Annotated in this window: 22 protein-coding genes; 6 read left to right on the forward strand and 16 right to left on the reverse strand. The window is 58.2% G+C overall.

Annotation, left to right across the window (positions count from 1 at the left end):
- Positions 1-37: 37 nt before the first annotated feature.
- The 5 genes from I9182_RS08125 to scpA form a co-directional block, all read right to left on the reverse strand.
- Positions 38-1,039, reverse strand: coding sequence for an endonuclease/exonuclease/phosphatase family protein (locus tag I9182_RS08125; protein WP_209598091.1), 1,002 nt, complete (start codon positions 1,037-1,039; stop codon positions 38-40).
- Positions 1,040-1,043: 4 nt separating this feature from the next.
- Complete coding sequence (locus tag I9182_RS08130) at positions 1,044-1,724, reverse strand: molecular chaperone DjiA (protein ID WP_209597848.1); 681 nt, start codon at positions 1,722-1,724, stop codon at positions 1,044-1,046.
- Between the two features lie 45 nt (positions 1,725-1,769).
- Positions 1,770-2,258, reverse strand: coding sequence for a GNAT family N-acetyltransferase (locus I9182_RS08135; RefSeq protein WP_209597850.1), 489 nt, complete (start codon positions 2,256-2,258; stop codon positions 1,770-1,772).
- Positions 2,255-2,857 carry a VOC family protein gene (locus I9182_RS08140; protein WP_209597852.1) on the reverse strand — a complete coding sequence of 201 codons (603 nt, stop codon included), beginning with the start codon at positions 2,855-2,857 and terminating at the stop codon, positions 2,255-2,257. The genes I9182_RS08135 and I9182_RS08140 overlap by 4 nt, the downstream gene beginning before the upstream one ends.
- Positions 2,858-2,961: 104 nt before the next feature.
- Positions 2,962-5,088, reverse strand: coding sequence for a methylmalonyl-CoA mutase (gene scpA / locus I9182_RS08145; RefSeq protein WP_209504581.1), 2,127 nt, complete (start codon positions 5,086-5,088; stop codon positions 2,962-2,964).
- A gap of 168 nt (positions 5,089-5,256) precedes the next feature.
- On the opposite strand from scpA, the gene I9182_RS08150 reads away from it, so the two are divergent.
- Entirely contained in the window at positions 5,257-5,703 is a 447-nt protein-coding gene (locus tag I9182_RS08150) for a DUF4174 domain-containing protein (protein WP_209597853.1), read from the forward strand.
- Between the two features lie 76 nt (positions 5,704-5,779).
- Here I9182_RS08150 and I9182_RS08155 read toward each other — a convergent pair whose 3' ends face one another.
- Complete coding sequence (locus I9182_RS08155; RefSeq protein WP_209504583.1) at positions 5,780-7,825, reverse strand: acetyl/propionyl/methylcrotonyl-CoA carboxylase subunit alpha; 2,046 nt, start codon at positions 7,823-7,825, stop codon at positions 5,780-5,782.
- 116 nt (positions 7,826-7,941) lie between these two features.
- Positions 7,942-8,145, reverse strand: a complete 204-nt coding sequence (locus I9182_RS08160; RefSeq protein ID WP_209504584.1) for a hypothetical protein — start codon at positions 8,143-8,145, stop codon at positions 7,942-7,944.
- A 650-nt stretch (positions 8,146-8,795) separates the two neighbouring features.
- Between I9182_RS08160 and I9182_RS08165 the strand changes: the two genes are divergently transcribed.
- Positions 8,796-9,947 (forward strand): DcaP family trimeric outer membrane transporter, encoded by a 1,152-nt coding sequence (locus I9182_RS08165; protein ID WP_209504585.1) that lies wholly within the window; start codon positions 8,796-8,798, stop codon positions 9,945-9,947.
- 86 nt (positions 9,948-10,033) lie between these two features.
- Here the strand turns inward: I9182_RS08165 and I9182_RS08170 are convergent, their stop codons facing one another.
- The 3 genes from I9182_RS08170 to I9182_RS08180 all read right to left on the reverse strand — a co-directional run bounded on the left by I9182_RS08170 (position 10,034) and on the right by I9182_RS08180 (position 12,652).
- Positions 10,034-10,387 carry a hypothetical protein gene (locus tag I9182_RS08170; protein WP_209504586.1) on the reverse strand — a complete coding sequence of 118 codons (354 nt, stop codon included), beginning with the start codon at positions 10,385-10,387 and terminating at the stop codon, positions 10,034-10,036.
- Between the two features lie 133 nt (positions 10,388-10,520).
- Positions 10,521-11,006: a DUF6497 family protein gene (locus I9182_RS08175; RefSeq protein WP_209597855.1), complete on the reverse strand. Its 486-nt coding sequence runs from the start codon at positions 11,004-11,006 to the stop codon at positions 10,521-10,523.
- Positions 11,007-11,119: 113 nt separating this feature from the next.
- The gene (locus I9182_RS08180) at positions 11,120-12,652 is read right to left on the reverse strand and encodes an acyl-CoA carboxylase subunit beta (RefSeq protein WP_209597857.1); all 1,533 of its coding nucleotides are present in this window, start codon (positions 12,650-12,652) and stop codon (positions 11,120-11,122) included.
- Positions 12,653-12,835: 183 nt separating this feature from the next.
- On the opposite strand from I9182_RS08180, the gene I9182_RS08185 reads away from it, so the two are divergent.
- Together I9182_RS08185 and I9182_RS08190 are read left to right on the forward strand one after the other, a co-directional pair.
- Positions 12,836-14,056, forward strand: coding sequence for a multidrug effflux MFS transporter (locus tag I9182_RS08185; protein ID WP_209597859.1), 1,221 nt, complete (start codon positions 12,836-12,838; stop codon positions 14,054-14,056).
- A gap of 47 nt (positions 14,057-14,103) precedes the next feature.
- Positions 14,104-15,504, forward strand: a complete 1,401-nt coding sequence (locus tag I9182_RS08190) for a helix-turn-helix transcriptional regulator (protein WP_209504590.1) — start codon at positions 14,104-14,106, stop codon at positions 15,502-15,504.
- Positions 15,505-15,576: 72 nt separating this feature from the next.
- On the opposite strand, the gene I9182_RS08195 is transcribed toward I9182_RS08190, so the two are convergent.
- The 6 genes from I9182_RS08195 to I9182_RS08220 form a co-directional block, all read right to left on the reverse strand.
- The gene (locus I9182_RS08195; protein WP_209504591.1) at positions 15,577-15,816 is read right to left on the reverse strand and encodes a YdcH family protein; all 240 of its coding nucleotides are present in this window, start codon (positions 15,814-15,816) and stop codon (positions 15,577-15,579) included.
- Between the two features lie 255 nt (positions 15,817-16,071).
- Positions 16,072-17,730 (reverse strand): choline dehydrogenase, encoded by a 1,659-nt coding sequence (betA, locus tag I9182_RS08200; protein ID WP_209597861.1) that lies wholly within the window; start codon positions 17,728-17,730, stop codon positions 16,072-16,074.
- A 66-nt stretch (positions 17,731-17,796) separates the two neighbouring features.
- Positions 17,797-19,305 carry a choline-sulfatase gene (betC, locus tag I9182_RS08205; protein WP_209597863.1) on the reverse strand — a complete coding sequence of 503 codons (1,509 nt, stop codon included), beginning with the start codon at positions 19,303-19,305 and terminating at the stop codon, positions 17,797-17,799.
- The gene (gene betI / locus I9182_RS08210; RefSeq protein WP_209504594.1) at positions 19,302-19,874 is read right to left on the reverse strand and encodes a transcriptional regulator BetI; all 573 of its coding nucleotides are present in this window, start codon (positions 19,872-19,874) and stop codon (positions 19,302-19,304) included. The genes betC and betI overlap by 4 nt, the downstream gene beginning before the upstream one ends.
- An 83-nt stretch (positions 19,875-19,957) precedes the next feature.
- The gene (locus tag I9182_RS08215; protein ID WP_209504595.1) at positions 19,958-20,866 is read right to left on the reverse strand and encodes a DMT family transporter; all 909 of its coding nucleotides are present in this window, start codon (positions 20,864-20,866) and stop codon (positions 19,958-19,960) included.
- A gap of 40 nt (positions 20,867-20,906) precedes the next feature.
- The gene (locus I9182_RS08220; RefSeq protein WP_209597865.1) at positions 20,907-21,506 is read right to left on the reverse strand and encodes a LysE/ArgO family amino acid transporter; all 600 of its coding nucleotides are present in this window, start codon (positions 21,504-21,506) and stop codon (positions 20,907-20,909) included.
- Positions 21,507-21,593: 87 nt separating this feature from the next.
- Here I9182_RS08220 and I9182_RS08225 point away from each other — a divergent pair, with 87 nt between their 5' ends.
- Both I9182_RS08225 and I9182_RS08230 read left to right on the forward strand, forming a co-directional pair.
- On the forward strand, positions 21,594-22,487 hold the full coding sequence (locus tag I9182_RS08225; protein WP_209597867.1) for a LysR family transcriptional regulator ArgP: 894 nt from the start codon (positions 21,594-21,596) through the stop codon (positions 22,485-22,487).
- 27 nt (positions 22,488-22,514) lie between these two features.
- Positions 22,515-23,204 carry a nitroreductase family protein gene (locus I9182_RS08230; RefSeq protein ID WP_209504598.1) on the forward strand — a complete coding sequence of 230 codons (690 nt, stop codon included), beginning with the start codon at positions 22,515-22,517 and terminating at the stop codon, positions 23,202-23,204.
- Positions 23,205-23,221 lie beyond the last annotated feature (17 nt).

Raw genomic sequence — 23,221 nt, forward strand, 5'->3', positions numbered from 1 at the left:
ACCTGACATATAAGGCCCGTGTGGCAGGCTGGAAAGGTCACAGTTCAATATCCAGCGTGACTGGAAAATGATCGGAGGCCGTCAAAAGCGCCTGTCGCAATTCCGGTTCAGCCCAACAGGCGGCATCCTGAAACGGGTGCCAGATACGCCAGGACGGGCGATTTGCTTGCAGGTCCGTGGTAATCATTATGTAATCCAGCAAAGCGTCCAGAAATTTGCCTTCCTCCGGACGGGCAAAGCGCGCAGTGGCAGGCACCGGCCCGGGCCGAAACCTATAGGCTGTGACGGCGTTCGGGTCGAACAATCCGGCTTGCAGCAACACCTCGACCGACGAGCGGCCAAAGAGGTGCTCAAACTCATCCAGCCCGGGGCCATCGTTCAGATCGCCCAGCAAAATGACGGGCTGTTTTTGCGCAACATGCCATTCGACGCGCCGTGCAAGCCAGATCGCTTGCGCCAGCTGTTTGCGGCGATTGGCAATCGAAATCCGGATTGCCTCATCCCGCGATTCGGCACCGTGCGGTGCCTTGGATTTCAGATGTGCCCCGATCAGACGAATGTTGTGCCCCGCTTGCGTCGTCACCGCCAGTTCCATCGGCGGTTTGGAGAACCGCACGACATCCTCGGTCGCATCAATGTCGAGGTCGATTTTGAATACACCATCGAACCGGGGGGCTGTGGCATCTGCAATATCTCCCTTGGGATCGTGGTGAACACTCAGCACCGTTCTGTCATAGAGCAATGCCAGTTCCTGATGTGTGTCGTTTGCATAGCCCATCACCGCATCAGACGTGCGCAAGTCGAACGCTTCGGAAAAGGCTTGCAGGGCCCGAACCGTGTTCTGGTGTCTGCCGGTGTTGGGCGCCTCGACAATCAGAATCGCATCAGCGTCAATCGCGGTCAGAACCTTGGCAATCGCTTCGACCTGCTGCGCTTTGGTGACGTTGTGCCTGCCGGACCAACTGTCATCGACGATCAGCCTGTCTTTCTGGTCGAACAGATTGGCGAACCATTCGATATTATAGGTCGCCAGCCGCATCTGATCAGGCCCGCGCGCCGTTGATTTCATCCCAGGCGCGATTGATATCGATCATCTTTTTCTCGGCCAACCGGATCGCCTCTTCGGGGACACCCCGGGCCATCATGGCGTCGGGGTGCGTTTCCCGAACCAGTTGCCGCCAGACCTTGCGAATATCGGGCAGCGGCATGTCATGTGGAACGCCCAGTACCGTGTATGGATCGTTTGGCGCATCCGGGACAAAACGCGCCCGCAGTGCTTTGAACTGCGCGTCAGTTTGTCCGAAGATTTGGCTGACATCTTCGAGAAATGCGTTTTCGTTCGGATGATAGAAACCATCCGCCATCGCGATGTGAAAAAGCCCCTCCATCAGGTCACACAGGGTTGTACTGTCTTCCGAGAACATGCGTGCGATTTTGCGGGCGTAGTCCTGATATCCCGCCACGTCCGTACGGGCCATGTTGAAGACGCGGGCTGCACCTTCCTCATCTTCGCGCGCGATCTGAAACACGTCGCGAAAAGCGGTGACCTCATCACGGGTCACCTGACCGTCTGCCTTGGCCATTTTGGCACCCAGTGCGATGACCGCAATCGTAAAGGCCACGGACCGTTCCGGTGGCGAGCGTAGTTTTTCAAAAACTGCGGTCAGGCTTTCGCCTTGGGCAAGCGCGCTCAGCGCATCGGATATGCGGGTCCAGATCGACATGACCGCACCCTAGCGTCACAATTCAGGACTGTCAGGTCCAACAGGTCATTCAGCACCAAGAATTTTCTGCATCAGCACAAGGTCCAGTCGCTGGCCGAATTTGAAGCCGACTTCGGGCATCAGCCCGACTTTCGAATAGCCAAGTGCGGCATGAAACGCCTCGGCCCCCGGATTGGCCGAGGATATGCCCGCGACCAGAACATGAACGCCTTGGGCTTGCGCAATATCCTGAAGCGCGGACATCAACGCACGCCCCACCCCTCTGCCGCGCGCGTCCGGTAACAGCTGGATCGTATGTTCGCATGTTTGCGCATAACCGGGCCCGGTTCGGAAAGGGCCATATGTGGCAAAGCCGATAACGTGGCTGTCGTGCTCGGCAACCAGATAACCAGGCACGCGTGCCTTGATATCTTCGGCAATCTGGGCGGCGCTGCGCTCGTCCGTCGTGAAAGTGACCAAAGTGTCCCGGATGATCGCGTTGGTGATCCGGGCAATGGCGGGTGCATCTGACGCTGTGGCCGGGCGTATGTTCATTCCAGCACCCGAAGCCCATGAGGTGTCTCGATCTCTGCCTGCAAAGCGGCGGGGCCGGAATCGAATACCACATGATCCAGCTCACCCAGTTGACGGGCTAGTGTCAGGGCGTCGGGGTGGTAGACAACCAGACGCCGCAACCGGCACGCGCTGTCCTGCAACATGTTTGCCGGGTGCAGGTCGCCCTGCCATTCGATAAGGGCGGGAAACAGATTGTCGAACGGCAAACGCCCCGTTGGCGGAACCGCCATGCGCCATTGCAACGCGCCGCGGGTCAGATCGATGGGCTCTCCGGTGCCATCGGGGAAGATCGACAGTGTGGCCACGATATCCTCGACCCGGCATATCCAGTTCGTCAAACGCGGTCCGCCCTGAAAATTGTCCAGATCGAACCATCGCGGCCTGCCCGGAGGGTGCGCCTGCGGATCGATGGCAATCGCTTCCAGATAGAGCCCGTCCCTGAGCCCCAGCAGCCTGTTATGTGTCCCGAATTTTTCGTGTTTCCCACCGGGTTGCAACGCAACGCCAAGCGCCTGTTCGATATGCGCAGACGCTTCTTCAAGCGTTTCGCCCGCGACGGCCAGATGATCGAGTAACATGTGCGCCCTCCTGCGAAAAACGACCGGACCCAAAGGGATCCGGTCGCATGTTTTCGCCATTGGCACAGGATCACAAGAGCTTTCGTTGAAAGTCTTGCCTTATGTCAGGGCCGCGCTTCGCGGATCAGGCGCAGAATGTCCTGAGCGGCCTCGGGAATGTTGGTGCCCGGACCAAAGATAGCCTTGACCCCATGGTCATACAGGAACTGATAATCCTGCTGCGGGATCACCCCACCACAGATCACGATGATATCGTCGGCCCCTGCTTTCTTCAGCTCTTCCACCAGCTGGGGTGCCAGCGTTTTATGCCCCGCCGCCTGCGAGGAAATGCCGACCACGTGGACGTCATTGTCGACGGCATCCTGAGCCGCCTCAGCCGGTGTCTGGAACAGCGGGCCAACGTCAACATCAAAACCGATATCGGCAAAGGCTGTGGCGATAACCTTGGCACCGCGATCATGCCCGTCCTGCCCCATCTTGACCACCAGCAGACGGGGGCGGCGGCCCTCGGCCTCAGCAAAGTCTTCAATGGATTTCTGGATCGCGGCAAAGCCTTCGTCGCCCTCGTAAGCAGCGCCATAGACACCGGCCAGGGTTTTCACCTCGGCGCGGTGGCGGCCGAATTCTTTCTCCATTGCCATGCTGATCTCTCCTACGGATGCACGGGCGCGGGCGGCTTCGACCGCAGCGGCCAGCAGGTTTCCGCCCTCCTGGGCGGTCTTGGTCAGGGCGTCCAGCGCGGCTTGGCACGCGGCTTCATCACGGGTTGCGCGAATGCGTTCCAGCCGCGCCACCTGCGCCTCGCGTACGGCGACGTTGTCGACATCCAGAATGTCGATCGGGTCTTCCTGTTCCTTGCGGTACTTGTTGACGCCAACAATCACTTCGTCGCCCCGGTCAATCATGGCCTGACGACGGGCCGCGCTTTCCTCGATCCGCAGCTTGGGCATGCCCGAGGCAACCGCCTTGGTCATGCCACCCATCTCCTCGACCTCTTCCATCAGGGCCCAGGCTTTTTCGACCAGTTCATTGGTCAGGCTTTCGACATAGTAGGAACCGGCCAGCGGATCGACCACATCAGTTACACCGGTTTCTTCCTGAAGCACGAGCTGCGTGTTCCGCGCGATGCGGGCCGAGAAATCGGTGGGCAGCGCAATTGCCTCGTCCAGAGCATTGGTATGCAGGGACTGGGTGCCCCCAAGAACTGCACTCATCGCTTCATAGGCGGTGCGGATGACATTGTTGTAAGGGTCTTGTTCCTGAAGCGATACACCGGAAGTCTGGCAATGGGTGCGCAGCATTTTTGACCGTTCGGATTTCGCGCCGAACTCGGTCATGACCCGGTGCCACAGCGTGCGCGCGGCGCGCAATTTGGCGATCTCCATGAAGAAATTCATGCCGATGGCAAAGAAGAAAGACAAACGACCAGCGAACTTGTCCACGTCCATCCCGGCCTCAGTCGCTGCACGGACGTATTCACGCCCATCAGCCAGCGTATAGGCCAGTTCCTGTACAAGGTTCGCCCCGGCCTCTTGCATGTGATAGCCCGAGATCGAGATCGAGTTGAACTTGGGCATCTCGTTCGACGTGTATTCGATGATGTCCGAGATGATCTTCATCGACGGTTCGGGCGGGTAGATATAGGTGTTGCGCACCATGAATTCTTTCAGAATGTCGTTCTGAATGGTGCCGGACAGGACAGATTTGTCGTGACCCTGTTCTTCACCCGCAACAATGAAACTGGCCAGAATCGGAACAACCGCACCGTTCATGGTCATCGAGACCGAGACCTTGTCCAACGGAATGCCGTCGAACAGGATCTTCATATCCTCGACACTGTCGATGGCAACGCCTGCCTTACCGACATCGCCAACAACGCGTGGGTGATCACTGTCATAGCCGCGATGTGTCGCCAGATCGAAGGCAACCGAAACGCCCTGCTGGCCCGCCGCCAGATTGCGCCGGTAGAACGCGTTCGACTCCTCGGCGGTTGAGAAACCCGCATATTGGCGGATCGTCCATGGACGCCCGGCATACATCGTGGCCTTAACACCGCGAGTAAACGGGCCAAAGCCCGGCAACGACCCCATATGCGGCAGATCGGCGGTGTCTTCCTGGGTGTAAAGCGGTTTGACCGCGATGCCTTCCAGCGTTTCCTTGGTCAGGTCGTCCAACGGACGTCCGCGCAGCTCTTTCTCGGCAAGCGCTGTCCAGTCCTTTGTGTCGGTCATTTCGATTTCCTCTCGTCAATACGGATGGCGGCCGCTGAAAGCGTCCGCGCCAAGGTCCTGCACTTGGCCTGATCATCCAGGCGCAAGCGCGAAAATGTGGTCACCCGGCGCAAATCGCCGGTCGCAATCGCGGGCACAGGGGCTATATTCGATAGAACAGGAGGCCACATGATACGCACGCTTGCCTTTGTTTTCTCGGCACTAATCCCTCTGGCTGCCCTGGCGGCAGACGGAACCGCGACGTCTGATGACAGTTTTGTCCGCCCGGTGGGTGAAAGTGAACTCAGCGAGTTTTTGTGGGTAAAACGCCCCATCGTGGTTTTCGCTGACACACCCGCCGATCCGCGGTTCCAGCAGCAGATCGATATGCTTGTCGCAGAAGAAGCAGCCATGCGCGACCGTGATGTCATCGTGCTGACAGACACGGACCCGTCTGCCCGGTCTCCGATCCGGACCAAGCTGCGGCCGCGTGGATTCCAGATGGTGTTCGTCGACAAGGACGGCGTGGTCAAATTGCGCAAACCCAGCCCGTGGAGCGTGCGTGAGATTGGAAGGTCTATTGACAAGACCCCCCTGCGCGAACGCGAGATTCGCGAACGGCGCGAAGGGGGCTGAACGCTTTCGCCATGCCCTAAGGCCCCGGTGCGATGCGCCGGGAACTTTGGGTTGTATGTCGAAAGCGCCAACATGGTCACTCGAACTCGATGATCACGTCGTCCACAGCAAGGCTGTCACCGGGACCTGCATTGACCTTGGCGACCACGCCCCTCTTTTCAGCGCGCAGGATGTTTTCCATCTTCATCGCCTCAATTGTGCATAGCGCCTGACCTTCCTGCACTTCCTGCCCCACTTCGACGTCAATCTTCACGACAAGGCCGGGCATCGGACAGAGCAGCATTTTCGAGGTATCTGGTGGCAGTTTTTCCGGCATCAGCTTGGCCAGTTCCGCCTGACGCGGACGGCGTACATGCACTTTCAAGTCCGCGCCGCGATTGCGAACGCGGAAACCGCCCGAGATCTTGCCGATTTTCAGAACCAGCGGGCTGCCATCCACGTCCAGAACCGCAAGTTGATCGCCCGGCGTCCAGTCCGACGCGACACGCAGGGACGATCCGTCGTCAAACTTGACCGTTGACCCTTCTTTGTCGGCATTGACCTGCACGGCGAAATCCTGCCCCTGCAATGTCACAACCCAGCGCTTGCCTACTTTGCGTTCGTGATTGTCCATCCGGCCCGACACGCGGGTGCGCCGGATTTCGGCGACGCGGTGCATCGCGGCGCAGGATGCAGCAATCCGGCGCAGATCCACTTCGGGCAACGTTACGCCCTCGAACCCGTCTGGATATTCTTCAGCGATAAAGGCCGTTGTCATGTCACCGCTGACAAACTTCGGGTGATCCATCACTGCCGACAGGAACGGCAGGTTGTGACCGATGCCTTCCACTTCGAAACTGTCCAACGCCACGCGCATCGCTTCGATTGCTTTTTCGCGGGTCGGGGCCCAAGTGCAGAGCTTGGCGATCATCGGGTCGTAATACATACTGATCTCGCCGCCCTCGTAGACGCCGGTATCGTTACGTACGGCGGTTTCGCCTTCGGGGGCTTCACCCTGCCATTTACCGTTGACCAGCAACGGACCGGCCGCGGTTTCCTGCGGCGGGCGATACCGGGTCAGACGACCGATCGACGGCAGGAAGTTGCGATACGGGTCTTCCGCATACAGACGGTTTTCAATCGCCCAGCCGGTCAGGGTCACGTCATCCTGTGTTATCGATAGCTTTTCACCCGCTGCGACACGGATCATCTGCTCGACCAGATCGACGCCGGTGATCAGTTCCGTGACAGGGTGTTCCACCTGCAGGCGCGTGTTCATTTCGAGGAAGTAGAAGTTCTTGTCTCCGTCCACAATGAACTCGACCGTACCAGCACTCGCGTAGTTCACGGCCTTGGCCAGAGCGACAGCCTGTTCACCCATCGCCTTGCGGGTTTCGGGATCAAGGAAGGGTGACGGCGCCTCTTCCACCACTTTCTGGTTCCGGCGCTGGATCGAGCATTCACGCTCGCCCAGGTAGATGCCATTTCCGTGACTGTCGCACAGAACCTGAATTTCGATATGGCGCGGCTGAGTTACGAATTTTTCGATGAAGATCCGGTCATCTCCGAACGAGTTTGCGGCTTCGTTCTTGGACGACTGAAAGCCTTCGCGCGCCTCTTCATCGCTCCACGCGATGCGCATGCCCTTGCCACCGCCACCGGCGCTGGCTTTGATCATGACCGGATAACCGATGTCGTTCGAGATCCTGACCGCCTCGTCCGCGTCCTCGATCAGCCCCATGTAACCCGGAACCGTCGAAACTCCGGCCTCCTGTGCGATCTTCTTCGAAGTAATCTTGTCGCCCATGCTTTCGATTGCACCGACAGGGGGTCCGACAAAGGCGACACCTTCGGCCTCGAGCGCCTCGGCGAACTTCGAATTTTCCGACAGGAAGCCATAGCCGGGATGAACCGCCTGCGCGCCGCTTTGACGGATGGCATCCATGACCTTGTCGATCACAATGTAGGACTGGTTCGCCGGGGGCGGACCGATATGCACGGCTTCGTCGGCCATCGACACATGCAGCGCGTTCTTGTCCGCGTCCGAATAAATGGCAACGGTGCCGATACCCATCTTGCGGGCGGTCTTGATGACCCGGCAGGCGATCTCGCCCCGGTTGGCGATCAGGATCTTATTGAACATGAAACGTCCTTTGGCTTGGTGTTCCGGAAACGCAAAACGCCGCCGCAGGGTACGATCCCCACGACGGCGTGATGCGCAATGATGGCTGAGGCGCCAGGCGCCCCGAAGGATATGCGTTAGTTACAGTTGTTCTGCGTCTTGCAGTACAGCACGTTGCCCGCTGCACCGACGGCCGCGCCAAACAGCGGGTCGGCATTGAGGACCGCGGCCCCCACAGCCCCTGCACCACCGCCGAGGAGTGCCTGTTCGCCCGTGGTGTCACCGCACGCGGCCAGACCCGCACAGGTCGCCGCAACAAGGATGAGTTTCGAGAATCGCATTGTGTCTGCCCTTTTAGTTTTCTTGGTTCGTTTGGGATCAGATGCGCGAAATGGGGCCTGTTATTCAATATCAATGCAGTTGCAGGCAGGTTTTGTGCAGGTTTTCGCTTCTCTTTGGCCGTGGGAGCCAAAAAGAAAAACGCGGACAGGTCTATGTGGGGAACACAAGCCTGCCCGCGCAAGGAAGGGGTACGGAATAGTAAGTGCATGTGCGGCGCAGGCAAAGTAGAGCCGCACGGCCTATTCAGTTTGCACGGCACAATCCGTTGGGCAATCACAGTATTGTTTCCCGACGACAACTCGGCTGGTTTCTGCCCAAGCCGCAAAAGGGCGCGCAACTTCGTGCCGACAGCATTCAAGTGAATTACCAGCGCGAAAGCCCCATTCACCGTCACAGTTTCGTTACAAAACGGGCCGCTGCCGATGCTTTCTGCGGTTGCAGCATCACGAATCGCCGCCACTCCACCGGCGGAGGAATTACGGCGCAGCAGAGCGTTAGATGACAGGTTCAAGACGCTGTGATTCAAGAAGTCGAAAAAGGCACATTTTCTTGAGAAATCAGATAGTTCTATTCCCTTTCTCGTGATTTCCAAAGATTTCTGCTGCGTGAAACGGTCCCTGGGCACACTCGCACTCAAAGGAACACCCACATGACTATGACTAGAAAAAAGGCACTCCTGCTCGCTGCCTCTGCGCTCAGTGTGACCGGCACGTTTGCTGTCGCCCAGGACGCCCAGACCCAAGCCGAACTCGACGCTTTGCGCGCCCGGGTCGAGGCGCTGGAAGCCGACAAAAGCGGCCCCGCCAACGGAGATTTCCGCATCGGCAACACCGTTCTGGACGTTTACGGATACGTGAAGGCCGATTTCTTCTATGACTTTGACTACGATCAGGGGGATACGGCGTTCGTGAATGTTATCGGTGAACCCTCGGCCGCGACAGACGGCACCTTCGGGGCAACCGTTCGCCAATCGCGGATCGGACTGCGTACCACCACCCCAAGCGGGATCGGTGACATTGGCGGACAGCTTGAGCTTGACCTGTTCGGTTCCGGCGGCACGGCTGAATTGCGCATTCGCCATGCCAACATCACCATCGGCGATCAGTTCCTGATTGGTCAGTACTGGACCAACTTCCAACCATTGGACACCTACCCGACCACTGTCGAATTCAACGGCCCGGTGGGTATCGCATTCGCTCGTGTCCCACAGCTGAGATACACCGGACAGCTTGGCAGCAATGCACAGTTTGCGGTCTCGATCGAAGAGAACGTCAGCGGGTCGAATTCCGATGATCCCGTCCTGACGGCCTCGGCGGAATATAACGACGGTACGTACATTGCCCGTGGTGCCGTTTTGTACGGTAAAGCCAATTCCGGCAATGTCGAAGTGGATCAAACCGGCTTTACGCTTTCGGGCGGCATCCGCCCCTGGCAAGGCGGGTTGTTTCAGGTCAACTACGTCACAGGTGAGGCACTTGGCCCGTACCTGATCGGTCTCGGCGATGCCATTGTCGGTGGGCAGGCCAACGATGTGGATGGCTACACCGTGGAATTCAGGCAGGACCTCGGCGCAAAGTGGAATGTCGGTATTGCTTACGGTCGTGAAGACTATGATCTGCCAACCTCGACCGGGACGCTGTCCTTCACCGAGCTGGAAACGATCCATGTCAACGCGTTCTACAAGGCGACGGACAGTCTGACGCTCAGCGCCGAATACATCTATGGCGAGCGGAATGACGCGCCCACCGGCAGAACCTTTGACGGCAGCCGCGTTCAGCTTGCAGCCCAGTTGAACTTCTGAGACCACACATAAATCCTGCCCGGTTTCGGGCAGGATTTTCCCGAAACTGGCAGTGATCGGATTATGTGCGGCAGCGAATGTCACAATCAGTCCATCCCGTCGATGATGTCCGGGAAGGATGCGCGCGCAGCGTTTACGTCGATAACGAGCAAGGCATCATAACTGGCCGGATCAAAGGGGTCTTCTGCCGGGATGACTTCGCGCCCGAACAGCCAGCTCAAACGCCCAGCATCCAGATTGCCCCGTTCGAACGGCTGGTCGCCGAAATGGGCCCAAAGGGCTTCCATGAACGCACTATCAGCGCGCCTGTCCGCAGGTTTACGGTCCCGAAACCGCTCGCGCCGCGTTAACGGTGTAGCGCCCTTTGGGTTGGCGCGACGAATGGTGAACTGAAAGTCAGTGCCTGAAAGGCGACCGGGGAAACCACGATGCTTCAGCATGAAAGGCCCTCTTGTGTCATACTTGCAGACAAAAGCAATTCGAGCCCGAAAAGGGATGGGTTCATGATGCGCACCTCCAAAGCCGCACAGTTGGTCTGAGACGCTTTGCACTCATGGATACCTGCGGTCATGGTCAAAGCCCCTCCCAGATACACTGGGACTGCTCCAGCCGGTAAGCCTCAAAAAACTGGGTCGCATCAGGGGCGGCATCACCAAACTCTACCGGGCGATCGGACAAAGAGATCACGACCCGCACCGGATGCAATTCATGCTGCGCGACATATGGAACGGCCAGAATCTGGCACAGGTGCTCCATATCCTTCGACGCAACATCATACCCGATCCGTCCCACTGACGCGCCTATTCTGGGTGCGATAAAGCGAAAGCGCAGCCAAAGCTCGCCTGGATTGTTGTCCAGCAGGACATCGCTCAGTTGCACTGGCTGGCCCGACGGAACCGGCAGCAAAGTATCGGAGTCTGCAAAAGCAGGATGGCTGAAGGCGAGAGCAACCAGACAAATGGCGCGACCCCGGACCCACCAGCGGCGAGCTCCTCCTTCCGGGGTCGCGCGCGCAGTACGATTGGTCTGCGCGGTTCTATGTCTGACGGGTCGGATCATTCAACTATTTGCCGGTTTTTGTCAATTCCGCCTCAATTTGAGGGCGTTTTAGCCTCAGAGCCGCTGTGGCAGTCTAAGATTGAGCGGCGCGGGCCACCCCGCCCCCAGAAGGATCACAGCGGGATATTGTCGTGCTTTTTCCAAGGGTTCTTCAGCTGTTTGCCGCGCAAGCTGGCAAATGCCCGGGATACACGACGGCGGGTCGAATGCGGCATGATCACCTCATCGATGAAGCCGCGCTCGGCTGCCACGAAGGGATTTGCAAATCGGTCTTCGTAATCCTTGGTGTGAGATGCGATCTTGTCCGCATCCCCCAGATCGGCGCGGTGAATGATCTCGGTCGCCCCTTTGGCCCCCATGACCGCAATTTCGGCGGTGGGCCACGCATAGTTGAAATCACCGCGCAAATGCTTGGAGGCCATAACGTCGTAAGCACCACCATAAGCCTTTCGGGTAATCACCGTCACCTTCGGCACGGTTGCCTCGCCATAGGCAAACAGCAACTTGGCCCCATGTTTGATGACGCCGCCATATTCCTGGCTTGTTCCCGGCAGGAAGCCAGGAACATCGACCAGTGTCAGGATCGGGATTTCGAAGCAGTCACAGAAGCGTACAAAGCGCGCAGCCTTGCGCGAGGAGTCGATATCCAGACACCCGGCCAGCACCATCGGCTGGTTTGCGACGACGCCTACGGTCTGACCTTCCAGCCGGATGAACCCGGTAATGATGTTCTTCGCAAAATCTTCCTGAATTTCATAGAAATCGCCCTCGTCCGCCACTTTGGCGATGAGTTCCTTCATATCGTAGGGCGTGTTCGGATTTTCTGGCACAAGAGTGTCCAGCGAAGCCTCGATCCGGCCGGGTTCGTCAAAGAACGGGCGCACGGGCGGCTTTTCGCGGTTGTTGAGGGGCAGGAAATCCACCAGGCGCCGCACCTCGGCCAAAGCTTCGACGTCGTTTTCGAACGCGCCATCAGCGACCGAGGATTTCTTGGTATGGGTCGAGGCCCCCCCCAGTTCCTCGGCAGTCACCACTTCGTTGGTTACGGTCTTCACCACATCCGGGCCGGTCACGAACATGTAAGAGGTGTCTTTGACCATGAAGATAAAGTCGGTCATCGCCGGGCTGTACACCGCACCACCCGCGCAGGGCCCCATGATTACGCTGATCTGCGGCACCACACCCGAAGCCATGATATTGCGCTGGAACACTTCGGCATAACCCGCCAGCGAAGCCACACCTTCCTGGATGCGCGCGCCGCCCGAATCGTTAATTCCGATCACCGGGGCACCGTTCTGGACCGCCATGTCCATAATCTTGCAGATCTTCTGAGCATGGGTTTCCGACAGCGATCCGCCAAAGACGGTAAAATCCTGGCTGAACACATAAACCATGCGCCCGTTGATCGTGCCCCAACCGGTGACAACACCGTCGCCCGCAGGCTTTTGTTTTTCCATCCCGAAATCGGTGCAGCGGTGGCTGACAAACATGTCAAACTCTTCAAAGCTGCCCTCGTCCAACAGCAGTTCGATCCGTTCACGCGCGGTCAGTTTGCCGCGTGCGTGCTGGGCATCGATCCGTTTCTGCCCACCGCCCAGACGCGCGTTATCGCGGCGGCCTTCCAGTTCGGAAAGAATGTCTTTCATGACGACTATCCCCTTATAAATTTGACGGGACCCTACCTGTTTGGGCCGCTCATCCAAAGCTATTTTCGGCAAATTTGCAAAATTTCAGCAACAGTAATTTGGATAATTGCAAAACTGCGAATTCTCGCAGGCAATTTTGCGAATGGCTGGCATTCCGTAAATCCACGGCTATACATGTGAACCATGCAGTTCAGCTCTGACGCGGTCCACCGCACACCACCCACATTGGCGACGCTTGTTTTACTCTCGGGCCTGTCCGCCCTGAGCATGAACCTGTTTCTGCCCAGCCTGCCAAACATGGCCGAGTATTTCGAAACCGATTACAAGGTCATGCAGCTGTCGATTGCGCTTTATCTGCTGATCAATGCCATTCTGCAAATTCTCATAGGTCCAATTGCGGATCAGGCAGGACGCAGACCAGTTTTACTGTGGGGCCTTGGCCTGTTCCTGATGGCGACCCTTGGGTGCATCTTCGCCCCCAATGCCACGGTTTTTCTGGCGTTCAGGATGTGTCAGGCGGTAGTGGTCGTCGGTATGGTTCTCAGCCGCGCAGCGGTGCGGGATATGTACGATCAGGATCAAGCTGCCTCGATGATCGGTTATGTGACGATGGGCATGGCCGTGGTTCCGATGATCGGCCCTGCCATCGGCGGCTTGCTGGAAGTGAGTTTTGGTTGGAAAGCGAATTTCTGGCTGCCCTTTGCCGTGGGTCTGCTGACTATGGCACTGACCTATTCGGACTTTGGGGAAACATCGGCAAAAAGCGGTAAAACGCTTGTCCAGCAATTCAAGGAATATCCCGAACTTCTGACCTCGCCACGGTTCTGGGGATATTCACTGGCTTGTGCCTTCTCATCGGGTTCGTTTTTCGCCTATCTCGGCGGCGCACCTTTCATCGGCACCGAATTGTTCGGGTTGAGCGCGGCACAGGTTGGCATTTATTTTGGCGCACCTGCGGTTGGGTATTTTGTTGGTAATTTCATGAGCGGACGTTTTTCAGTGCGGTTCGGTGTGAACCGCATGGTGCTATGGGGAAGCCTGCTCAATGCGTTTGGCGTCGCTGTGTCGGCATTGCTGTTTCTGGCCGACCGTGGAACCGCACTCAGTTTCTTTGGGTTCATGACATTTGTGGGCGTCGGCAATGGCATGGTCATCCCCAACGCAACCTCGGGCGCGCTATCAGTGCGCCCTCAACTGGCTGCAACCGCCTCGGGCCTGAGTGGCGCCATCATGTTAGGTGGCGGCGCCGGGCTGAGCGCGTTGGCAGGTGCCCTGCTGACACGTGAAACCGGCGCGATGCCGCTGCTTTGGCTGATGCTGGCAACAGCCGTTCTGGCAATCGTCGCAATTTCAACTGTCGTACGAAGAGAACGGCAATTGGGCTGTAATCGCTTGCCCCAATGACTTTGCAAAGTTAACCTCGGAGATTGGAAAACTTGCAAAGGCACCCAATGGCCACCCAAAAGCTCTATGCCGGCGCGAAACTGCGCGAAATGCGAACGCGCCTGACCCTGACGCAGCGTGAATTTGCCGCCAAACTGGGCGTTTCATTGCCCTATCTGAATCAGATGGAAAACAACAACCGGCCGATCTCGACTACGGTTGTGCTGGCTCTGGCGCAGGAGTTCGGAATGGATGTTACCGAACTCAGCACAGGTGACAGCGAACGTCTTGTTTCAGACATGCGCGAGGCGCTGGCCGATCCTGTTTTTGCCGACATACAGCCCCCTCTGGCCGATCTGCGCCTGACGGCATCCAACGCCCCCGCCCTGGCGCGCGCGTTTATCGAATTGCACAAAACCTACCGGCAGACGCATGAACGACTAGCCTCGCTGGACGAGGCTTTGGGGCGTGAAGATGCGCGTATTCAGGCCAGCCCGTGGGAAGAAGTGCGCGATTTCTTCCACTATTGCGACAACTACATCGACGCCGTGGACAGGGCCGCAGAACTGTTTGCCAACCGCGCCGACGGGCCTGGTGGTATCCGACAAGCCGCCCTGAGTAGCCTTTCAGAGCGCGGAATTCAGGTGGTTTTTTCAGATATGGGCCCTTTGCGCGCTTATGATGTCGACAGCAAAATTTTGCGCCTGTCCTCCCGTGCAGCGCCGCAGACGCAGGTGTTCCAGCTTCTGTTGCAGGTCGCGCTGATCAGTCAGGACCAGTTGCTGGAGGCGACCCTGGATTTCGCCAAATTCCAAAGCGACGAAGCCCGCGCCATTGCCAAGATCGGTCTTGCCAACTATTTCGCTGGTGCCTCTCTGATGCCTTATACCGCGTTTTTGACCGCCGCTCAGGAAGAGCGTCACGATCTGGAGCTGCTCAGCAACCGGTTCGGGGCGTCGGTCGAGCAGGTTGCACATCGGCTGTCGACACTACAGCGTCCCGGCGCCAAGGGCATCCCGTTCTTCTTCGTTCGGGTTGATCAGGCGGGGACGATCACCAAGCGGCACTCAGCCACACGCCTGCAATTTGCGCGCTTTGGTGGGGCTTGCCCGCTTTGGAACGTGCACCGGGCCTTTGAAACGCCCGGGCATTTCCTGCGGCAGCTGGCGGAAACACCAGATGGCGTTCGCTATATCTCGCTGGCGCGGGATGTCTCAAAATCGGGGGGCTCGTTCGGTGCGCCCGTCAGACGGTACGCCATAGCGCTGGGATGCGAGGTCCGTCATGCCCCGGCGCTTGTTTATGCCGACAACCTCGACATCAACAATGCCAGCGCCTACGAGCCCATCGGTATCTCCTGCCGCATCTGCGAGCGGCAAACATGTCACCAGCGTTCGGTTCCGCCGCTGGAACGTCGTCTGAGCATCGACACCCATATTCGCGGCACTCTGCCCTATGAAGTGACCTGATCTTAGTCTGATTTATTATCCCACCGCAGTCGCGTCTCTGGTCACGACGGGGGCAGAGCCCCCGCCAGTGGTTTAAGCCTTGGACAGGATCGCCCAGATCTCATCCTTTAGCGCGGCGCGTTTTTTGCGCAGATCAACCTCGGCCAGCTCCTCCATGGGTTCGACATTGGTTTCGGCGCGGTGTACTTCGCGGTTGACCTCATGATACTCATCGGCCAGCCGGGCAAAATGCGCATCCGACTGCTTGAGCTGGCTCATCAGTTCAACTTTGTCCGGAAACTCTTCGGCCAGTTCATGCGGGGTGTGAGACATCTCTGTTCGCTCCTTCATATGTCGTTGCAAATCAGTGATAGAAGCGTGATCGGGCTTTCGCTTTGACCCGGATCAACTAGCCGTAATAATCCCGCGAATTTCAAAACAACGCCACGCGCCATCCTGCCGTGCAGGGGGCAAGTTGTTCTGAAACGTGGCTCAGGCTTATCTGGACAGGAACACTGAACTTTTTGCCAGCATACCCCCGGCAAGCGCCGAAAATTTACACATTCAACCGGGGGCAGTTCAGAAGGATTAACGCTGAGCGGTTGCCCAGCCGGGGTGAATCCACGGGCGGTCATTGGCCTTGGGCAACGGGTCTTTGCCCAGCAAAGAATCCGATACTTTCTCGCCAACCATGATCGAGGGGGCGTTGAGATTGCCGTTGGTGATCTGCGGGAAAATCGAACTGTCTGCGACGCGCAGCCCATCCACGCCGATGACGCGACCCTCGGGATCGACCACCGCACCTTTGTCATCCGCACGCCCCATCCGGCAGGTGCCGCAGGGGTGATAGGCGCTTTCGGCATGTTCCGCGATAAAGGCGTTCAGCTCTTCATCCGTTTGCACAGCGGCACCCGGCTGAATTTCCTTGCCCGCATAGGGTTTGAAAGCGTTTTGCCCAAAGATTTCGCGGGTCAGCCGGATACAAGTGCGGAAATCTTCCCAATCTTCTTCGTGACTCATGTAGTTGAACTTGATCACCGGCGCGTCTGCGGCTTGGGTAGAGCGCAATGTGACCGTCCCGCGCGACGGGGACCGCATCGGGCCGACATGCGCCTGGAACCCGTGCCCCTCTGCCGCCGCCTGCCCGTCATAGCGAACTGCGATCGGCAGAAAGTGGTACTGAATGTCGGGATATTCCACGCCCGGTTTCGACCTGATGAACGCCGCGCTTTCAAACTGGTTCGATGCGCCCAAACCTGTCTTGGTAAACAACCATTGCGCCCCGATCAGGCCTTTGCTGAACAGGTTCCAGTGCTTGTAGAGCGTGATCGGCTGCAGCGAAGCTTGTTGAATATACAGCTCCAGATGGTCCTGAAGGTTCGCACCCACCCCCGGACGATCCGCAACGACGTCGATCCCATGCTCGGCCAGATGCGCGCCCGGTCCGATTCCGGACAGCATAAGCAGCTTGGGCGAGTTGATCGAGGACGCGGCCAGAACGACCTCGCGCCGGGCCTTGATGATTTCTTTCTTATCGCCACGGATCAGTTCCACACCAGTGGCGCGACCGTTTTCCATAACAACCCGAGACGCAAGACCCCGCACGATATCGCAATTGTCGCGTTTGAGCGCTGGCTTCAGATAGGCATTCGCCGCTGACCAGCGCCGCCCTTTCCAGACGGTCTGTTCCATCGGGCCAAAGCCTTCCTGCTTTTCGCCGTTATAGTCGCCGGTGACCTCGTATCCCGCCTGCTGGCCTGCATCGACAAAGGCCTGAAACAGTGGATTTGCGCGTGGGCCGCGTGACACATGCAACGGGCCGTCAGTGCCGCGCCAGGCCGGATCGCCGCCATGACCACCGTCATGCCAGGTCTCCATACGTTTGTAATAGGGCAGAACATCCGCATAAGACCAGCCGTCAGCCCCCATCTCGGCCCATGTGTCGAAATCGCGTGCGTGACCGCGCACATAGACCATGCCGTTGATCGACGATGACCCGCCGATCACCTTGCCGCGCGGGCAGGCCAGACGGCGGTTGTTCAGATGCGGTTCAGGCTCGGATTGATATCCCCAGTCATAGCGCGACATGTTCATCGGATAGCTGAGCGCGGCAGGCATCTGGATAAACGGCCCCATGTCGGTGCCACCGTGCTCGATCACCAGAACCGAGGCCCCGGCCTCGCTCAGACGATATGCCATTGCGCAGCCTGCGGACCCTGCGCCAACGATGACAAAATCTGCTTCCATATTCATAACTCCTCACCCGCCGGGTATGACGCCTCCGGCGGGAGTATTTTCAAAAAGATGAAGAGGTTACTCGCCGCGTGGGAACCGGGCGTTTTCCTCGACGATGTTCAGATCCATGTGATTGCGCATGTAGCGTTCCGACGCTTTTTGCAGCGGCTGATAATCCCACGGGTAGTATCCGCCCTGCCGCAGCGCTTCGTACACAACCCAACGCCGTGCCTGACTGGCGCGGACATCCGCGTCGAAGCGCTCCAAATCCCATCGGGCCTCGGACTTTGCGCGCAGTGTTTGCAGTGTGCCCGCATGTTCGGAGCTGTCTGCCAGATTGGTCAGTTCATGCGGGTCTACCTCGAGATCAAACAGTTGATCCGGGTCCAGCGCACATCGATTGTATTTCCACTTGCCATAGCGCAGCGACACCAGCGGCGCGTAAGATGCCTCGGCCGCATATTCCATGGCCACAGGCGCGGTTCGCGCGCCACCTTGCGCCAATGGCACCAGGTTTTCGCCGTCCGTCCATGGGGCGATCTCGGCCATGTCAACGCCTGCCAGCGCCCCGAGCGTGGGTGTGACATCGATGGTGGAAACTGGCGTATCGATCCGCCCCGCAGGCAAGTCCGGGGACAAAATCATCAAAGGAACGCGCGCCGAGCCTTCGTAGAAGTTCATTTTGAACCAAAGGCCACGTTCGCCCAGCATGTCACCGTGATCCGAGACGAACAGGATGATCGCCTCTTGCCGTGTCGTTTCGAGCACTTCGAGGATTTCACCGATCTTGTCATCGAGATATGTGATGTTGGCGAAATAAGCACGGCGGGACTTGCGAATGTCTTCCTCGGTGATGTCGAAGCTACGCCAGTCGTTGGCATCAAAGATCCGCTTGGCGTGAGGATCCTGGTTGTCATAGCCGATATCAGCGATTTCGGGCAGCAAATGCGCGCAATCCTCGTAAAGGTCCCAGTATTTGCGACGGGCGACATAGGGATCATGCGGATGGGTGAAGCTGACCGTCACGCACCATGGGCGGTCACCCTTGCCGCGCGCAAGGTCATAAAGCTTGGCCTTGGCGTTATAGGCGACCTCATCATCATACTCCATCTGGTTGGAAATCTCGGCAATACCCGCGCCGGTCACCGACCCCATGTTGTGATACCACCAGTCGATCCGCTCACCCGGCTTTCGGTAGTCTGGTGTCCAGCCAAAATCGGCCGGGTAGATATCAGTTGTCAGGCGATCCTCAAACCCGTGCATCTGGTCCGGGCCGACAAAGTGCATTTTACCTGACAGACAGGTGTAATATCCGGCCCTGCGCAAATGGTGTGCGTAAGTTGGGATATCGCTGCGGAACTCTGCCGCGTTATCGTAGACACCAGTGCGCGAGGGCAATTGACCGGACATAATGCTGGCCCGCCCCGGCGCACAAAGCGGCGACGCTGTATAAGCGTTGGCAAAACGGGTCGACCTTTCGGCCAGTTTCTTCAGGTTCGGAGCATGAAGCCAGTCAGCGGGACCGTCGGGAAAGAGGGTTCCGTTCAGCTGATCCACCATCAGGATCAGAATGTTCGGTTTTGTCATTTTTCAGCCTCGAGCAGAGTATCGAGCACGCGCATAGCGTGGTTCACGGCCAATTGCGGTTCTTCCGGGGCGCTGAGCGCTGCGCGAATATAGAGCCCGTCAATCAGGGCAATCATGTTCTCGGCAGCCTCAACCGGATCCTGCATCCTTGGACGCAGGGCATGAACCAGATTCGATCTGATGCGCGCCTGATAGATCTGCCACAATCGCAGCGCGTCACTGTTGGTCTGCGCCAACACATAAAACGTCATCCAAGCGGCAGTCACGTCAGGTGTGAAACACGAAGGGGCAAAACAGGCGTGGATAATCGCCTCTGCCCGGTTGCCCGGTTTGGCCGCTTTCAACTGGGCCCTGGCTTCGTCGCTGAAGTCGGCGAGGATCTGACGCATTGCGGCCAGAAATATCTGATCCTTTCCGCCAAAATAATGGTGGGCCAATGCGCTGGACATGCCCGCGCGTTTGGCAATCTGGCTGACAGTTACATCCAGGGATTTCTTGACACCCAGTTCAGCAATCGTCGCTCGAACAATCGCGTCCTTGCGGATCGGCTCCATTCCAACTTTTGGCATCGCTTTCCCCATACAGGTGTCATGCGACCAAGCTAGGATGTTTTTATTGACTCGTCAATCAATGTAAGCGCGGAGATGTCACTTCACAGCTTCGGCGCAATACTGGGAGGCGTCAAGTCCCGACGGTTCAACATGAACTCGCGCCATGAGATGAAGCTTACAGCGCCCAGTATCAGGGTTCCGCCAGCCACAACCCATAGGTCGACACTTTCGTGGAAGATCGCTGCACCCACAAGCGTGGCCCAGATCAACTGCAGGAATGTAACGGGTTGTGTGACGGCCACAGGCGCGGCCTGCAACGCCAATGTCATGAAGTAATGACCTGCGGTCGCAAAGCTGGCCACCAGAAACAGAACCCCGAGTTCTTGCATACTGGGCCGGGTCCAGACGGCAACCGCAAATGGGATCAAGGCGATAGTTACCCAGATGGACAGATGCGCCACGACAACCGAAGGCGGAACGTCGCGGACAAGAAGCTTGGCCAGCAAATAGGACCCGCTTAGCATCAGGGCCGTTCCGAGCATGGCAAGGTGACCTTGCGAGACCTCGCGAAACCCGGGGCGCAGGATAACCAGTACGCCCACCAAGGCGACCAGAATGGCGGCAACCCTGCGAAAAGCCAGCTTCTCGCCCAGAAACAGGGCCGCGCCCAAGGTGACATAAACCGGCGTCATGTAGTTCATGGCAGTGACTTCGGCCAAGGGGATTTGTGTCATGGCAAAAAACCAAAGCATGACAGCTATCGCGTGTACGACACCGCGCAAACCGAACAACGTCAGCAGGCGGGGTGTCAGCCGGGTCGCCATGATCGACCGCAAGGCCGGTAACAGAAACACCAATCCCAGCGCATAACGCAGGAATGCAGCCTGGATCGGATTCATCGTCGTGCCCAGAGATTTGACCAAAGCGGTCATCACAACAAAGGACAGCCCGGCGGCAAACATCCAGAACATACCGGCAAGCGGGCGCGACGAAACGGCAAGCGATGTCATGGCTTAGGTTGAACACCGAAACCCTGCCGGGAACAACCCTTCACATGATAACAAGTTTCAGTGCGATACCCAGCATTACGACCCCGATCACTGCGTCCAGCACCTGCCAGGCGCGCGGGCGCGCAAACACCGGAGACAGAACACCCGCGCCGTATCCAAGTGAAAAGAAGAAGACAAAGCTGGACGTGACCGCCCCGATGGCAAATCCGACCCGGTCATCATACTGTGCCGAGATTGAGCCGATCAGAACCACTGTATCCAGATAGACATGCGGGTTCAGCCAGGTGAAGGCGAGAACGGCAAGCATCGCGGTTCTGAGGCTGGTTCGCGGGCCGCTGCCCGTTTCCATCACCGCGCCACCCCGCAGGGCAGACCCGAAGCTGCGCAGCCCATACCATGTCAGAAAAGCAACCCCGCCATATCGCATTACAGGTTCAAACCAGGGGGCTGAATGGGCCAGAGTCCCGAACCCTGTGACGCCTGCAACGATCAAAACCGCGTCGGACATTGAGCAGGTCAGGCACAGAAGAAACACATGTTCACGCCGCAATCCCTGTCGCAGAATAAAGGCGTTCTGTGCCCCGATGGCGAGGATCAGACTGAAACCCAGCGCGAAACCGGCGATCATGGACGTGGGCATGGGACCTCCTGCTATTGCAAGACGTTGACTAAGGCCGTCGGTGAGATCTATCAAATTAAAGATGTTATCCCGAGTTAAGCCTGACTAATGCTGCTGGATCCTCTTCACCTGTCCGCTTTGTCTGCCATTCTGCGCCATGGCAGCTTTGATGCGGCTGCGGCAGAGCTGGCGGTGACGCCCTCGGCGATATCCCAGCGGATCAGGGCGCTTGAAGATCGGATTGGAGCCACCCTGATACATCGGGGCAGCCCTTGCACCGGAACGCCCGCCGGGCTGCGCATTGCCCGTTACGCGGAAGATGTCGGGCTGCTTGAGGCACAGTTGGTTCGAGAACTGACGCTGGAGCAGGAACCAAGGTCCGCCCGCGTCCGCATCGCTGTACCGGCAGACAGTCTGGCCACCTGGTTTGTTGATGCGATGGCGCAGGTGCCTGACATGCTGTTCGATCTGGTGATCGACGATCAGGATCACTCCGCAGATTGGCTGCGACGGGGCGAGGTAAGCGCCGCCGTCACCGTTGGTGGCCAGACAGTGACCGGGTGCGACGCGATCCCATTGGGCGTGTTGCGCTATCTGCCAACAGCCAGCCCGGAATTCATCAACACCTGGTTTCGGGACAAAGTGACCGAGGCAGAACTTGGCAAGGCACCTTGCCTGGTTTTCAACCAAAAGGACGGGCTACAAAGGGCCTGGATTGTTCAACACACAGGCAAACGCCTGACACCCCCGTCTCATTTCCTGCCTTCTTCACACGGGTTCGTGGACGCGGCGATTGCCGGGCTTGGGTGGGGCATGAACCCCGCAGCTCTGGTGCAGGAGGCTTTGAAACATGGGCTGTTGCGCCCCATCGTGCCCGATGCGCCGTTGGATGTCGCGCTGAGCTGGCAGGTTGGGCGTGTTCTTGCGCCCGCGCTCAAACCTCTGACCCAGGCTGTCAAACGTGCCTCAGAACGAATTTTGCTTCTGCCTCAAAGCAGCTAAACAAACACGACATTTTCGGAGGAACCGATGTTCTCACGTGACGCTCTTGGCTATGACCCGATTCCCCTGCCGGACCGGTGCGACATCAGCGATGCAGACATGCTGGGCGCGGCGCAGGCATTTTACGAAAAGATGCGTCAGCGTCACACTGTCCGGGATTTCAGCCCCCGCCCCGTCGCCCGTGAGGTAATCGAATCCAGCCTGCGCACCGCGGGCACCGCCCCGTCGGGCGCCAATCACCAACCCTGGCATTTTGCAGCTATCTCGGACCCTGCCCTTAAACACCGCATCCGGGAAGAAGCCGAAGAAGAAGAACGCCGGTTCTACGCAGGTGGCGCCGGGGATGAATGGATCAAGGCACTGGAGCCCATCGGCACCAACGCGGTCAAAGAACATCTGACAATCGCCCCTTGGCTGATCGTGGTTTTTGCCCAGCGCTGGGGGCAATTCGAGGATGGAACGCGGTACAAGAACTACTACGTCCCGGAGAGTGTAAACATTGCCACCGGCTTTCTGATTGCCGCGCTGCATCACGCGGGCCTCAGCACCCTGACCCACACCCCGAACCCGATGCGGTTTCTGAACGACGCGCTGGACCGGCCCGCGTCGGAAAAACCAACCATGATCATCGCGGTGGGGCATCCGTCAGAAGACGCGACTGTGCCTGCTGTGGCAAAACTCAAGAAACCCCTGGAAGAGATTTCATCCTTCTTCTGAGGCCGTCGCAAGGGTGG

The organism is Ruegeria sp. HKCCSP351 (assembly GCF_017872535.1).
Classification (GTDB): Bacteria; Pseudomonadota; Alphaproteobacteria; order Rhodobacterales; family Rhodobacteraceae; genus Ruegeria.